This is a genomic window from Bradyrhizobium sp. Leo170, assembly GCF_004296405.1.
In the GTDB taxonomy this organism is placed as follows: Bacteria; Pseudomonadota; Alphaproteobacteria; order Rhizobiales; family Xanthobacteraceae; genus Bradyrhizobium.
Window position 1 is genome coordinate 1 of record NZ_PSRR01000892.1, and the last position, 413, is coordinate 413.

Here is a 413-nt window from a genome sequence, read left to right on the forward strand (position 1 = left end):
ATCTTCTCCCGCGTGTCCTTCTTGCGGGCGTTTGTGGCATCGGAGCGGCGCATGCGTTCAGCCCTGTTCAGCCACGCCCGAAGACGCGCCAGACGCGACGGCCGCGGCCGCCTTTGCGGTTCGGCCGCTGCCCTTGCGAAACCGGCCGGCGATCTCCTCGAAGGCCGACAGCAGCGCGCCTTCCTCGATCTCGATTGCTCCCATCCCGGCCTTGAGCGCGATGCGCCCGATGCGCTCGGCCTCCCGCGTTTCAGCCTGCTTCAGCTGGTCCTGGAGCCGAGCGATTTCGTCCCTGATTTGCCGCGAGGGCTTTTTCATTCCGGAAGACCTTTCCTGTCAGTTCTGCGCGAAGCGCTCGACAGGAAAGCCGGGGTGAGCGCGAAGCGCGACCCGGGTAATTAACGGGGTCGGCG

Annotated in this window: 1 protein-coding gene; it reads right to left on the reverse strand. The window is 66.1% G+C overall.

The window, feature by feature from the left end:
• Positions 1 to 57 precede the first annotated feature (57 nt).
• Positions 58 to 318, reverse strand: coding sequence for a conjugal transfer protein TraC (gene traC / locus CWO89_RS45255; protein WP_130230501.1), 261 nt, complete (start codon positions 316 to 318; stop codon positions 58 to 60).
• Between the last annotated feature and the right edge of the window lie 95 nt (positions 319 to 413).

Coding starts and splice junctions, on each gene's coding strand:
- traC (WP_130230501.1), bottom strand. CDS start 318: ATGAAAAAGCCCTCGCGGCAAATCAGGGACGAAATCGCTCGGCTCCAG.